Source organism: Pantoea wallisii (assembly GCF_002095485.1).
In the GTDB taxonomy this organism is placed as follows: domain Bacteria; phylum Pseudomonadota; class Gammaproteobacteria; order Enterobacterales; family Enterobacteriaceae; genus Pantoea; species Pantoea wallisii.
Genome location: NZ_MLFS01000013.1, coordinates 37,418 through 49,413, shown reverse-complemented (window position 1 = coordinate 49,413; position 11,996 = coordinate 37,418). Strand labels below are relative to the sequence as shown.

The 11,996-nt window shown below is 53.8% G+C and carries 8 protein-coding genes and 1 pseudogene; 6 read left to right on the top strand and 3 right to left on the bottom strand.

What is annotated here, in order from left to right; all coding sequences use genetic code 11:
* The first annotated feature begins 138 nt into the window (after window positions 1-138).
* The gene (rluB, locus tag HA48_RS06900; RefSeq protein ID WP_128600363.1) at window positions 139-1,017 is read left to right on the top strand and encodes a 23S rRNA pseudouridine(2605) synthase RluB; all 879 of its coding nucleotides are present in this window, start codon (window positions 139-141) and stop codon (window positions 1,015-1,017) included.
* A 38-nt stretch (window positions 1,018-1,055) separates the two neighbouring features.
* On the opposite strand, the gene cobO is transcribed toward rluB, so the two are convergent.
* Together cobO and HA48_RS06890 are read right to left on the bottom strand one after the other, a co-directional pair.
* Window positions 1,056-1,643: a cob(I)yrinic acid a,c-diamide adenosyltransferase gene (cobO, locus tag HA48_RS06895; protein ID WP_128600362.1), complete on the bottom strand. Its 588-nt coding sequence runs from the start codon at window positions 1,641-1,643 to the stop codon at window positions 1,056-1,058.
* Window positions 1,640-2,404, bottom strand: coding sequence for a YciK family oxidoreductase (locus HA48_RS06890; RefSeq protein WP_128600361.1), 765 nt, complete (start codon window positions 2,402-2,404; stop codon window positions 1,640-1,642). Before HA48_RS06890 ends, cobO begins: the two co-directional genes overlap by 4 nt.
* 174 nt (window positions 2,405-2,578) lie before the next feature.
* On the opposite strand from HA48_RS06890, the gene sohB reads away from it, so the two are divergent.
* Window positions 2,579-3,625 (top strand): protease SohB, encoded by a 1,047-nt coding sequence (gene sohB, locus HA48_RS06885; RefSeq protein WP_128600360.1) that lies wholly within the window; start codon window positions 2,579-2,581, stop codon window positions 3,623-3,625.
* A 26-nt stretch (window positions 3,626-3,651) separates the two neighbouring features.
* Here sohB and HA48_RS06880 read toward each other — a convergent pair whose 3' ends face one another.
* The gene (locus HA48_RS06880) at window positions 3,652-3,900 is read right to left on the bottom strand and encodes a YciN family protein (RefSeq protein WP_128600359.1); all 249 of its coding nucleotides are present in this window, start codon (window positions 3,898-3,900) and stop codon (window positions 3,652-3,654) included.
* 369 nt (window positions 3,901-4,269) lie between these two features.
* On the opposite strand from HA48_RS06880, the gene topA reads away from it, so the two are divergent.
* From topA to acnA, 4 genes and pseudogenes are all read left to right on the top strand, one after another.
* The gene (gene topA / locus HA48_RS06875; protein WP_128600358.1) at window positions 4,270-6,867 is read left to right on the top strand and encodes a type I DNA topoisomerase; all 2,598 of its coding nucleotides are present in this window, start codon (window positions 4,270-4,272) and stop codon (window positions 6,865-6,867) included.
* A 194-nt stretch (window positions 6,868-7,061) separates the two neighbouring features.
* Window positions 7,062-8,035: pseudogene (gene cysB, locus HA48_RS22870) on the top strand (HTH-type transcriptional regulator CysB).
* A gap of 490 nt (window positions 8,036-8,525) precedes the next feature.
* Window positions 8,526-8,684 carry a YmiA family putative membrane protein gene (locus HA48_RS06865; protein ID WP_071813666.1) on the top strand — a complete coding sequence of 53 codons (159 nt, stop codon included), beginning with the start codon at window positions 8,526-8,528 and terminating at the stop codon, window positions 8,682-8,684.
* 623 nt (window positions 8,685-9,307) lie between these two features.
* Window positions 9,308-11,989, top strand: a complete 2,682-nt coding sequence (gene acnA / locus HA48_RS06855; RefSeq protein ID WP_128600356.1) for an aconitate hydratase AcnA — start codon at window positions 9,308-9,310, stop codon at window positions 11,987-11,989.
* Window positions 11,990-11,996 lie beyond the last annotated feature (7 nt).

Here is an 11,996-nt window from a genome sequence, read left to right as displayed (position 1 = left end):
CTGGTGTAAAATCGCGGGCCGTCTGCGAAGCAAGCACCGCTGCGCAGCGATTACAGATTCTGATATGGGAACTGGTAACGCCTGTATCTTACCTCTTCTTTACCACGACGCCTGGGAAGGCGACAACGAGGCAGCTCCATGAGCGAGAAATTACAGAAAGTATTAGCGCGTGCCGGACACGGTTCGCGTCGTGAAATCGAAACAATGATTTCAGCCGGACGCGTCAGCGTCGATGGCAAACTGGCGACGCTTGGCGATCGCATCGAAAATGACAAATCCCTGAAAATCCGTATCGATGGCCATCTGGTATCGATTGCTGAATCGGCAACCGAAGTATGCCGCGTGCTGGCGTATTACAAGCCAGAAGGGGAGTTGTGTACGCGTAACGATCCGGAAGGGCGTCCGACCGTCTTTGATCGCCTGCCGCGCCTGCGCGGTTCACGCTGGATTGCCGTCGGTCGTCTGGATGTGAATACCTGCGGTCTGCTGCTGTTCACCACCGATGGTGAACTGGCAAACCGCTTAATGCACCCCAGCCGCGAAGTGGAGCGTGAATACGCCGTGCGCGTATTTGGCGAAGTGGGCGACGATAAAGTGCGCCAGCTGAGTAAAGGCGTACAGCTGGAAGATGGCCCGGCCTCGTTCAAAACTATCAAGTTTGCCGGCGGTGAAGGGATCAACCAGTGGTACAATGTGACGCTGACCGAAGGGCGCAACCGCGAAGTGCGTCGTCTGTGGGAAGCAGTCGGCGTGCAGGTAAGCCGCCTGATGCGCGTGCGCTACGGTGATATCCAGTTGCCGAAAGGTCTGCCACGCGGCGGCTGGATGGAGATGGAGCTGCCTGCGGTCAACTATCTGCGCACGCTGGTTGGTATGCCGGAAGAGACGGTGACCAAAGTGGCGGTAGAGAAAGATCGTCGTCGTACTAAAGCGAACCAGATTCGCCGCGCGGTAAAACGCCACAGCACGGTGAGCAGCAACAGCCCGCGTCGTAACAGCAGCAAACGCGGTGCCTGATGCACCCCAGTGACGCCGTTTAGCGCGGCGTCACAGTCTTACCAGTCAATGCCCTGCTGCGCCTGAATGCCGGCATCAAACGCATGTTTGACCGGGCGCATTTCGGTTACCGTGTCGGCTATCTCCTGAAGCGTACGGTGACAGCCGCGACCGGTAATGATCACGCTCTGCTGGCGGGGACGCTGCTGTAGCGCGCTGACCAGTTCATCAAGGTCGAGATAGTTCATGCTCACCATGTAGGTGATCTCATCCAGAATCACCAAATCAACCTGTTCATCCGCCAGCATGCGTTTCGCATGTTGCCACACCTGCTGACAGGCCAGGGTATCAGTTTCGCGGTTTTGCGTATCCCAGGTAAAGCCGGTAGCCATAACCTGAAATTCAACACCGTGCTGCGCCAGCAGATTGCGTTCGCCATTGGCCCACTCACCTTTGATAAACTGCACGGCCGCAGCCTTTTTACCGTGCCCGCAGGCGCGCAGGGCCGTACCGAACGCCGCCGTGGTTTTGCCTTTGCCGTTGCCGGTAAACACCATCAGAATGCCGCGTGATTCAGTGGCCGCCTTGATGCGTGCATCAACCTGCTCTTTCAGGCGCTGCTGGCGCTGTTGATGGCGATCGCTCATGCGCTGGCCGGTCCGGGTTTGCGGCCGGGCTGCGCATCAAAGCTCATGCCGGTTTTCCGCCGGCTGTCGTCACCCATTAAATAGAGGTAGAGCGGCATCAGATCGGCAGGGGTTTTCAGCAGGCTGGCATCCTCTTCCGGGAAGGCGCTGGCCCGCATCTTTGTCCGCGTACCGCCCGGATTGATGCAGTTAACCCGCAACGTGCGATTTTTATACTCGTCCGCCAGCACCTGCATCATGCCTTCGGTAGCAAATTTTGAGACGGCATAGGCACCCCAGCCGGCCCGGCCGGTGCGGCCAACGCTGGAGGTGGTAAAGACCAGCGAACCGGCATCCGATTTCAGCAGCAGGGGTAGCAGCGCCTGGGTTAAATAGAGCGTGGCATCAAGGTTAATCTGCATCACCTGACGCCAGATTGCGGGATCGAGTTCCGCCAGCGGCACAATCTCACCCAGAATTCCGGCGTTATGCAGCACGCCATCAAGGCGCGGCACCAGGGCAGCAACCTGGTCGGCCAGCTGCTGGCAGCTCTCCGGCGTGGCGTGGGATAAGTCCAGCAGCAGCGAGGCGGCAGGCTGCTTATTCAGCTGATTAATGGCGGCTTCGGTCTGCTGCAGCGTCGCAGCATTACGGCCCAGCAGAATGACGCGGGCACCGTAGCGCGCATAGGTCAGCGCGGCTTCACGGCCAATGCCATCTGAAGCGCCGGTGACAAGAATGATGCGATTTTCCAGCAGATCGCTTTTCGGTTGATAATGCACAGCGATGTCCTTTGGCAGGTCAGAAGGTTTTTGGCTTTATGCCTCAATTTTCCGTCGGGCGCAATCGCCGTAACGCGCATTCTGTGCCGCCTGCAGGCAATTCAGGCGACGAATGCCGGTAAAGCGGGTAAACTCAGCGCTTATCTGTAATTTACTGTTTAATAAGGCGGCAGAATGGATTTACTCTCCAGTTATGGATTATTTCTGGCCAAGGCCATCACCGTGGTGGTGGCGATCGCAGCTATTGTTCTGATTGTGCTCAATGCCGCGCTGCGTAAACGTCAAAGCGGTGGTCAGCTGCGCTTAACGCATCTGGATGAAGAGTATCGCCAGATGAAAGAGGATTTGCAGCTGGCGAAGATGAAGCCGCATGCGCAAAAAGCGTGGCTTAAGCAGCATAAGAAAGAGGAGAAGCTCAAAGCCAAAGCGGAAAAGCGCAATGCCAAAGCCGGCGTAACGGAAGCAGAAAAGCCTACGCTCTACGTGCTGGAATTTAAAGGCAGCATGGACGCCGGTGAAGTGAGCTCACTGCGCGAAGAGATTTCAGCAGTGCTGGCAGTCGCGCAGCCGGGCGATGAAGTCTTACTGCGCCTGGAGAGCCCGGGTGGCGTGGTGCACGGTTATGGTCTGGCGGCTTCGCAGCTGCAGCGTTTACGTGATGCCGGCCTGCAGCTTACTGCGGTGGTGGATAAAGTGGCAGCCAGCGGCGGTTATATGATGGCCTGCGTGGCCGATCGCATCGTGGCGGCACCGTTCTCCATCATCGGCTCCATTGGCGTGGTCGCCCAGATTCCGAACTTCAATCGTTTACTGAAGCGCAATAATATTGACGTTGAGCTGCATACGGCCGGCCAGTATAAGCGCACGCTGACGCTGTTCGGTGAGAATACCGATGAGGGACGCGAGAAATTTCAGGAAGATCTCAACGAAACGCATCAGCTGTTCAAAGATTTTGTGCAGCAGATGCGTCCGGCACTCAACCTGGAAAAAGTCGCCACGGGTGAACACTGGTACGGTCGCCAGGCGCTGGATTTAGGACTGATTGATGAGATCGGCACCAGCGATGCGTTGATTATTCACCATATGGATCGCTTTACCGTGCTTGGCGTGCACTATGCGCGCAAGAAAAAGATGATGGATCGCTTTACGCAGAGCGCCAGCACCGCAGCAGAGCGGCTGATTCTGAAAATCTGGCAGCGGGGCGATAAGCCGCTGTTATGAAGAGACCCGGCGCTGGCCGGGTTTTTTTATGCCAGGTGATAGCGCGGCGAGAGCACCACGGCAAGGTGTTTAAACACATTGAATACCGCTGTGGTTTTCGCTGTAGGCAATCCCTGATCGTCCAGAAACCAGGGGCCGCGAAACACCAGCACATCGCCCTGCTGAATCACCTCATTTGCTTCCATACCGGAGAAATATTCATCGTGCTCGCGGATGAGCTGATTTGCCATTTCCAGTAGTGCCTCGTGTGAAATGGATTCCGTTTCTGCTGACATAAGTGACTCCTTTTTTGACAGCCTAATGCTTCCTTCTATATTACTTGCCTGAGAGTCCGTTCAGCAAATCAGCATTTGCCAGCAAAACTGGCGCAAAATTAAACAGAATGCTAATTAAGTTGCGTAACAGATTTTATCAGGTAGAGTGTGGGCGATTCAGCTTTCAGGGAGATCACACCCGGATGTGTGATACCGTCAGACGGAAAACCCGCTTCTAATCATGAAGTTGCAAATATCGATACAATCTGACCTGAGATTGCCCCCGCTGGCTTGAAAACAAAAAAGCCGGCAACAATATTAACCCGTTGGGTTTTGGGGCCTTCAATCCTCTCCCGTTTATCAGGACGTTTCAATTAGGTAAAGGTACATATGGGTAAAGCACTCGTCATCGTTGAGTCCCCGGCAAAGGCCAAAACAATCAATAAATACCTCGGTAATGACTACGTGGTGAAATCCAGCGTCGGTCATATCCGTGACTTGCCGACCAGTGGTTCAACGACCCGTAAAAGTGCCGACGGAGAAAAGGCCAAAACCGGCAAAAAAGTAAAAAAAGATGAGAAGGCCGCGCTGGTCAACCGCATGGGCGTTGATCCCTGGCACGGCTGGGAAGCGGATTACCAGATTTTGCCGGGTAAAGAGAAAGTGGTCGCCGAGCTGAAAAATCTTGCCGCCGATGCCGATCACATCTATCTCGCAACCGACCTTGACCGCGAAGGGGAAGCCATTGCCTGGCACCTGCGGGAAGTGATTGGTGGCGACGATAAACGCTTTAGCCGCGTCGTGTTTAACGAAATCACCAAAAATGCGATTCGTCAGGCGTTTGAGAAGCCGGGCGAGCTGAATATTGAGCGGGTGAATGCCCAGCAGGCGCGTCGCTTTATGGACCGTGTGGTGGGTTATATGGTTTCACCGCTGCTGTGGAAAAAGATCGCCCGCGGCCTCTCTGCAGGACGCGTGCAGTCCGTGGCGGTGCGCCTGGTGGTAGAGCGCGAGCGCGAGATCAAAGCCTTCGTACCTGAAGAGTACTGGGAAATTGATGCCGACTTCTCCACGCCGAAAGGCGATAACCTGGCGATGCGCGTCACGCATCAGCATGACAAAGCTTTCCGCCCGGTTAATCGTGAGCAAACGCAGGCTGCGGTAGCGATCCTTGAGAAAGCCCGTTATGAAGTGCTGGATCGTGAAGATAAACCGACCAGCAGCAAGCCCTCTGCACCCTTTATTACCTCGACGCTGCAGCAGGCGGCGAGTACGCGCCTCGGCTTTGGCGTGAAGAAAACCATGATGATGGCGCAGCGGCTGTACGAAGCGGGCCACATTACTTATATGCGTACCGACTCCACTAACCTGAGTCAGGATGCGGTGGCGATGGCGCGTGGCTATGTAGAGAGTAATTTCGGTAAGAAATACCTGCCGGAAGCGCCCAATACTTACGCCAGCAAAGAGAACTCTCAGGAGGCGCACGAAGCGATTCGTCCTTCTGACGTGAATATTGCCGCCGAACAGCTCAAAGATATGGAAGCAGATGCGCAGAAGCTCTATCAGCTTATCTGGCGCCAGTTTGTTGCCTGCCAGATGGTGCCGGCACAGTATGATTCGACCACGCTGACCGTCGGTGCCGCGGAGTTCAAACTGAAAGCCAAAGGCCGTACGCTGCGTTTCGACGGCTGGACGCGCGTGATGCCTGCGCTACGTAAAAATGATGAAGATCTGACGCTGCCGCCGGTAAACGTTGGCGATATGCTTGATCTGAAAGCGCTGCAGCCCGGCCAGCACTTCACTAAACCGCCTGCGCGCTTCAGTGAAGCGTCACTGGTGCGTGAGCTGGAGAAGCGCGGCATTGGCCGTCCATCGACCTATGCCTCCATCATCTCGACGATTCAGGACCGTGGTTACGTCCGGGTGGAGAACCGTCGTTTCTACGCTGAGAAGATGGGTGAGATCGTCACTGACCGCCTGGAAGAGAACTTTCGTGAGCTGATGAACTATGACTTCACCGCGCACATGGAAGATAGCCTTGACCAGGTCGCCAACAACGAAGCGGAGTGGAAAGCGGTACTGGACTCCTTCTTCAGCGACTTCAGTCAGCAGCTGGATCAGGCTGAGAAGGAGCCGGAAGAGGGCGGCATGCAGCCGAACCAGATGGTACTCACCTCTATTGATTGTCCGACCTGCGGCCGCAAGATGGGTATCCGCACCGCCAGCACCGGCGTGTTCCTCGGGTGCTCTGGCTATGCGCTGCCGCCGAAAGAGCGTTGCAAGCAGACCATCAATCTGATTCCGGAAAACGAAGTGCTCAACGTGCTGGAAGGCGATGACGCTGAAACCAACGCGCTGCGTGCACGTCGTCGCTGCCAGAAGTGCGGCACCGCCATGGACAGCTATCTGATCGATAATGGTCGTAAGCTGCATGTCTGCGGGAATAACCCGGAGTGCGATGGCTACGAAATCGAACAGGGCGAATTCCGCATTAAAGGTTACGATGGCCCGATTGTTGAGTGCGAGAAGTGTGGTTCTGAAATGCACCTGAAAATGGGGCGCTTTGGTAAATACATGGCCTGCACCAACGACGAGTGCAAAAACACCCGTAAAATTCTGCGTAACGGTGAAGTGGCGCCGCCGAAAGAGGATCCGGTTCCGCTGCCAGAGCTGCCTTGTGAAAAATCGGATGCTTACTTTGTACTGCGTGATGGCGCGGCGGGTGTTTTCCTTGCGGCGAACACCTTCCCGAAATCGCGTGAGACCCGCGCGCCGCTGGTGGAAGAGCTGCAGCGCTTTGCCGATCGTCTGCCTGAAAAGCTGAAATATCTGGCCGATGCGCCTGCTGTCGATCCGGAAGGTAACAAAACGCTAGTGCGTTTTAGCCGTAAAACCAAACAGCAGTATGTGTCGTCTGAAAAGGATGGCAAGGCAACTGGCTGGTCAGTGTTTTACATTGACGGCAAGTGGCAGGAAACCAAAAAGTAATTCCCCCCTCAAGGCCAGCATCTGCTGGCCTTTCTCTCTGCCTTATAGCTAATCGTTCTACATTCTTCCTTTAACTGATATAGTAGTTATAGATTTTTTCATCTCACTGACTCACTTTCCCAGCCAAACCTGCATATGAGGCGGAGACACGCCTGCCGGGAATACACCTCTGTCGCTATCGGGAAGATATAACTATGAAATTGCAGCAGTTGCGTTACATCGTCGAAGTGGTTAATCACAACCTGAATGTGTCCTCGACCGCAGAAGGGCTTTATACCTCTCAGCCGGGTATCAGTAAGCAGGTGCGCATGCTGGAGGATGAGCTGGGCGTACAGATTTTTGCCCGTAGCGGTAAACATCTGACGCAGGTTACGCCGGCCGGTGAAGAGATCATTCGTATTGCGCGCGAAGTGCTGTCAAAGGTCGATGCCATCAAATCCGTCGCTGGTGAGCATACCTGGCCGGATAAAGGCTCGCTTTACGTGGCGACCACCCACACCCAGGCGCGCTATGCGCTGCCAGGCGTAATCAAAGGGTTTATCGAGCGTTACCCGCGCGTCTCTCTGCATATGCATCAGGGCTCACCGACGCAAATCGCTGAAGCGGTATCCAAAGGCAACGCTGACTTTGCGATTGCGACAGAAGCGCTGCACCTTTACGACGATCTCATTATGTTACCGTGCTATCACTGGAACCGTGCCATCGTGGTGACGCCGGATCATCACTGGCGGGTAAATCGAATGTGTCGATTGAAGAGCTGGCTGACTTCCCACTGGTGACCTACACCTTTGGCTTCACCGGGCGCTCTGAGCTGGACACCGCATTTAATCGTGCAGGGCTTACGCCACGCATTGTCTTTACGGCAACAGATGCTGATGTGATTAAAACCTATGTGCGGTTGGGGCTAGGCGTAGGCGTTATCGCCAGTATGGCCGTTGACCCGGTTTCCGATCCGGACCTCGTACGCATTGAAGCATCAGAGATCTTTACCAACAGCACCACAAAAATCGGTTTCCGGCGGAGCACCTTCCTGCGTAGCTACATGTATGATTTCATTCAGCGTTTCGCTCCGCATCTGACGCGCGATGTGGTCGATGCTGCAGTGGCGTTACGTTCGAACGAAGATATCGAAGCGATGTTCCGCGACATCAAGCTGCCGTTCCGGTAAGTCTAAGTCATTATTTTCTTTGGGTGTCCAGTGGGCACCCGCTGTTTTTCTCCCCGCTTAGCGCCAGCCGTAGTTCAAAAATTCCATTCTTTTTTTGTAAATGAAACATCGGTCACATGTTTTTTTATTGTTATCTCTTAAATGCGAAACAGCACACATTTTTTACGTCGCTACTTTGCGGACTGCCAGGAATATTCCCATACTCCAGTTAAGAGTTGATGAGAAAGGCCTTTTACACTGGCCTGTTGAATTAAACTCAAATTTAAACTGGATCTAATTTTGTTTTAACGCAAATTTACAACGTCTCGATTTAATTAATAGTTTGCTGGGTTATTAAGTGTGGCTCATCTATTTTTTGCATTTTGATAAATAGCGTTAATCGTTGTGCTCAATAAAAATAACTGGATTTTTGGACTTAACAAGTTTAGGATTCGTCCTAAATCTTCATCGTTGTTATCAATCGTTTTATTGAGAGTGATTATCAAAAACTATGACTACGAGATTAACTGTACAACCGGACTTCCGGGCTAAAAGCACCAAGGTTGAGCGTTCTGGTAACATTCGTCGCAAAGCCTGGCTCACTGTCTTCGCTGCTTCAGCACTGTTCTGGGTAGTGGTGGCGTTAATGATTTGGCGTATGTGGGGTTAAGCCATGTGGGCAAATACACTCAGTCGTAAACTTCCGGTCTCAGCACGCCAGCCCAAAACGCCTGCGTGTAAAGTGAATGACGTACCGGCTACCGCACAGCAGGTGGCGATCCCCGCATCGTGGGAACTGAGTGACAAGCAGCGCAGTTTTATTGAATCATTTATGGATCCTAAATCTAAATAACGCCGATTGCGTACAGTTCTTATTAAGATAATTTCATCCCTCATTTTACCGGATTATCCGGTGGGCACCTTATAAGCCCGTCCTTTAACACTCAGCATTAAAAAACGGTGTCATCAGTACTCAAGCTGAAGACGTGGCCTTTTTATGCCCGGAATCCGGGAGGGAGTGACAAATGAACACAACAACTTTTTCATGGTTTAGCGTGTACGCGTTTTCCTTTGCGGTATGGTCTGCAGCCGTGTGGGCAGTGATGTAATCCGATAACAAAAAATTTTCACCAATGCCTTTGAATGCCCTGACAATTGTCGGGGCATTTTTGTTTGTGCATTAATGTGTCAATTCGTGTTGTTATCAAAACGTTAACGAAAATGTGGTCTATCTTTAAGCTAAACCTTTCACTCTCTAAGGCTTAGTTGAAAGGCCCATAAAAAGGAGGAGTTATGTCGTTAACGTTACGTGAGCAAAGTCAGGACGCGCTGGAAGTCGGGGCACAAAAATATCATTACTACAGCTTGCCCAAAGCCGCCCATCAGTTGGGCAATATTGATCGCTTACCCAAATCCATGAAAGTGCTGCTGGAAAACTTACTGCGCTGGCAGGATGGGGATTCAGTTACCGCCGAAGATATCCAGGCACTGGTCGACTGGCAGAAAGATGCACATGCCGACCGCGAAATCGCATACCGCCCGGCGCGCGTGCTGATGCAGGATTTTACCGGGGTACCGGCGGTGGTCGATCTGGCCGCCATGCGCGAAGCGGTGAAACGTCTCGGCGGTGATGTGGCGAAAGTTAATCCGCTGTCGCCGGTCGATCTGGTCATTGACCACTCAGTTACGGTCGATCACTTTGGTGACGATGACGCGTTTGAAGAGAACGTGCGTTTAGAGATGGAACGCAACCACGAACGCTATGTGTTTCTACGCTGGGGGCAAAAAGCGTTTAACCGTTTCCGCGTGGTGCCGCCGGGCACCGGGATCTGCCATCAGGTTAACCTCGAATATCTTGGCAAATCGATCTGGCATGAGAATCAGAACGGCCAGGAGATTGCCTATCCTGATACGCTGGTTGGTACCGATTCACACACCACTATGATCAACGCGCTGGGCGTGCTCGGCTGGGGTGTGGGCGGCATTGAAGCGGAAGCGGCAATGTTGGGACAGCCGGTTTCCATGCTTATCCCGGATGTGGTGGGCTTTAAGCTCACCGGTAAACTACGCCCGGGTATCACCGCCACTGACTTAGTGCTGACCGTGACGCAGATGCTGCGTAAACATGGCGTCGTCGGCAAATTTGTTGAGTTCTACGGTGACGGGCTGGCCGATCTGCCGCTGGCCGACCGCGCGACCATCGCCAATATGGCACCTGAATATGGCGCGACCTGCGGCTTCTTCCCGATCGATGAAGTGACGCTGAGCTACATGTCTCTGACCGGGCGTGATGAAGAGCAGGTTAAGCTGGTAGAAGCTTACGCTAAAGCGCAGGGAATGTGGCGCAATGCGGGTGATGAACCCATCTTTACCAGTATGCTGGCGCTGGACATGGCTGACGTAGAGTCGAGCATGGCGGGTCCGAAACGGCCACAGGATCGCGTCTCGCTGGGGGATGTCCCGGCTGCGTTTGATGCCAGCAATGAGCTGGAGGTGAATCAGGCGCAAAAAGCACATAAGACGGTCAGCTATCTGGATAGCACAACCGGTGAAAATCATCCGCTGGAGGAGGGCGCGGTGGTCATATCGGCCATCACTTCCTGCACCAATACCTCCAACCCCAGCGTACTGATGGCGGCCGGCCTGCTGGCAAAAAATGCTGTCGAGCGTGGCCTCACGCGCAAGCCCTGGGTAAAAGCCTCACTTGCACCGGGATCTAAAGTGGTCTCTGACTATCTTGCCGTGGCGCGCTTAACGCCTTACCTCGATGAGCTGGGCTTTAACCTGGTAGGCTACGGCTGTACCACCTGTATTGGTAATTCAGGCCCGCTGCCGGACCAGATCGAGAGCGCCATTAAAGAGGGCGATCTCACGGTGGGCGCGGTGTTATCCGGTAACCGTAACTTTGAAGGCCGTATTCATCCACTGATTAAAACCAACTGGCTTGCCTCACCGCCGCTGGTGGTTGCTTACGCGCTGGCTGGCAATATGAAGATCAATCTGCAAACCGATCCGATCGGTCAGGATCAGCAGGGCAACGATGTGTTCCTGAAAGATATCTGGCCGTCGCCGGAAGAGATTGCCGAATCAGTACAGAAAGTGACCAGTGATATGTTCCATAAAGAGTATGCCGAAGTGTTTGACGGCACGCCGGAGTGGCAGCAGATCAAGGTCAGTGAAGCCGCAACCTATGACTGGGACGAGGGCTCTACCTATATTCGTCTGTCACCCTTCTTTGATGACATGGAGAAAACGCCGAAGCCGGTGCAGGACATCAAAGGCGCGCGCGTTCTCGCCATGCTGGGGGATTCCGTAACCACCGACCACATCTCTCCGGCCGGCAGCATCAAAGCCGAGAGCCCGGCAGGACGTTATCTGCTGGCGCACGGTGTGGAGCGAAATGACTTCAACTCTTACGGCTCACGTCGTGGTAACCATGAAGTGATGATGCGTGGCACCTTTGCTAATATCCGTATCCGTAATGAGATGGTGCCAGGCGTAGAGGGCGGTTACACCAAACACTTCCCGAGTAATGAGCAGTTGTCGATTTATGATGCTGCCATGAAGTACCAGGCGGAAGGCGTACCGCTGGCTGTGATTGCAGGTAAAGAGTATGGCTCAGGTTCCAGCCGTGACTGGGCCGCCAAAGGGCCGCGACTGCAGGGGGTGCGTGTAGTGATTGCCGAATCCTTTGAGCGTATTCATCGCTCAAATTTGATCGGCATGGGCATTCTGCCGCTGGAGTTCCCGGCAGGCGTAACGCGTAAAACGCTACAGCTTACCGGTGAAGAGCGCATTGATGTGGCTGACCTGACTCAGCTGAAACCGGGATGTACCGTGAAGGTTACGCTGACACGCGCCGATGGCAGCCAGGAGACGCTGGATACGCGCTGCCGCATCGACACCGGTAATGAGCTCACCTATTACCAGAATGACGGTATTCTGCACTATGTCATCCGCAACATGCTGAACTGATTAAAAA

Excerpts from the sequence above, each read along its gene's own strand:
- topA (WP_128600358.1), top strand. The coding sequence starts at position 4,270 with ATGGGTAAAGCACTCGTCATCGTTGAGTCCCCGGCAAAGGCCAAAACA.
- sohB (WP_128600360.1), top strand. The coding sequence starts at position 2,579 with ATGGATTTACTCTCCAGTTATGGATTATTTCTGGCCAAGGCCATCACC.
- rluB (WP_128600363.1), top strand. The coding sequence starts at position 139 with ATGAGCGAGAAATTACAGAAAGTATTAGCGCGTGCCGGACACGGTTCG.
- acnA (WP_128600356.1), top strand. The coding sequence starts at position 9,308 with ATGTCGTTAACGTTACGTGAGCAAAGTCAGGACGCGCTGGAAGTCGGG.
- HA48_RS06880 (WP_128600359.1), bottom strand. The coding sequence starts at position 3,900 with ATGTCAGCAGAAACGGAATCCATTTCACACGAGGCACTACTGGAAATG.
- cobO (WP_128600362.1), bottom strand. The coding sequence starts at position 1,643 with ATGAGCGATCGCCATCAACAGCGCCAGCAGCGCCTGAAAGAGCAGGTT.
- HA48_RS06865 (WP_071813666.1), top strand. The coding sequence starts at position 8,526 with ATGACTACGAGATTAACTGTACAACCGGACTTCCGGGCTAAAAGCACC.